Origin of the sequence: Constrictibacter sp. MBR-5 (genome assembly GCF_040549485.1) — a bacterium.
Taxonomy (GTDB): Bacteria; Pseudomonadota; Alphaproteobacteria; order JAJUGE01; family JAJUGE01; genus Constrictibacter.
The window spans coordinates 1-1,511 of sequence record NZ_JBEPTK010000046.1 but is presented as its reverse complement, the minus strand read 5'-3'; the positions used below and the strand labels follow the sequence as shown (position 1 = coordinate 1,511).

1 protein-coding gene is annotated in these 1,511 nt (G+C 68.6%); it reads left to right on the top strand.

The genetic code is table 11. The features are described from left to right. Window positions 1–24: 24 nt before the first annotated feature. Window positions 25–1,511, top strand: a 1,487-nt coding sequence (locus ABIE65_RS27790) for a coiled-coil domain-containing protein (protein WP_354081995.1), incomplete at its 3' end; no start/stop codon positions are given.

Here is a 1,511-nt window from a genome sequence, read left to right as displayed (position 1 = left end):
CCGCTCTATCGGGCGCAGCAGCGATTGACGCAGCAGACCGACGTTCTGGACCGCGCCTTCCGCCAGGGACTCATTGCCGAGGAGGAGAAGTCGCGCCTCCTCCTGCAGCTTCAGAACCGATATGAAGGGCTGGCGCAGCGCGCTCGCACGGCTGCGGCACCGATCACCGCCTTTTCCGCGGCCAACGACAATGCAGGGCGCTCGACCAGCAGGTTCGGCACCGTGGCGCAGCAGGCCGGCTTTCAGATCGGTGACCTCGCGACGCAAGTAAGCATGGGTGGGAACGCCATGCAGGCCCTTGCGGTGCAGGGTGGCCAGCTTCTCGGCGCGTTCGGGCCGTGGGGCGCGGTGATCGGCGCGGCCGTCACGGTGGTCGGCGCCCTGGCCGTGGGGCTGATGGACACGGAGGACGGATCGAACAAGGCGAAGAACGCACTGGACGACTATTCCAGCACCATGCGGCTCGCCAACCAGCTGACCGGCGACGCGGCGAAGGCTGCGAAGGAACTGGCGACCGCTCAACGGCAGCAGGCGATTGAGGCCCGGCGCGCGGCGGCCGACCAAGCGGAGGCCGCTATGACCGCGGCGCAAGCCCAGATGGCCCAGCTACAGGGCATCCGCTCCCTGGGCCGGTTCGATGCCGCTTCGCCCGGCGACACGTCCGACACCTACACGCAGGTCGGCGTCGAAATCGACTCCCTGCGGAAGACGATCGAGGCATTGGAGACGGCCGCGACAAAGGCCCGCCTGGGGCTCGCCGAAGCTGAGCAGGGCGTCGGCGAGTTCGGCAACGCTTCCGACCGCGCGGCAAAGAGCACGCGTAGGCAGAAAGAGGAAGCGGACCTTCTGGTCGACGGTGTGACGGAGTACATCGGCACGCTGAAGCAGCAGACCGAGCTTCTGCGGCTCGACAGCGACGAGCGCGCCAGGGTCGAGGCCGTGCAGCGGGCGATGAACGTCGCGATGCGCGAGGGCAACCTCTTGACCGAGGATCAGATCTCTCTGATCCGAGAGCAGATCGACGCGCAGCGCGACCTTGCGGCGTCGAGCGCCAGCCAGCAGCGGCTCGAGGCGATCCAGGCCGACATCGCCCGCACCCGCGCTCGGCAGGCGATATCCGGTCTCGGCGCACGGGACCAGGCCATCCTCACCGCGACCTACGACGAGGGCGCGAGGCTCCGCTCGGAGGGCGTGAGGCCGGACGACGTCACATTCCGCGGCCGTCTCGATGCCGCGGCCGAACTGGCCGATCTGGAGTTCCAGGCGAAGGCATCGGCGGACGCGCTCAACTACCTCGGGCAGTTCGGCGAGCGCGCCTTCGACCGGATCGGCGAGGCCGCGACGCGAATGGCGTTGGAGGGCAAGGCCGGCGCGATCGACATGAAGGACGTGTGGCTCGGCGTGCTCTCGGAGATCGGGCAGGAGATGTTCCGGCTGGCCGCGATCAACCCGCTGAAGAACGCGCTGTTCGGCACCAACGCGCCGACGCTCGACAGCATCGGCGGCATTCT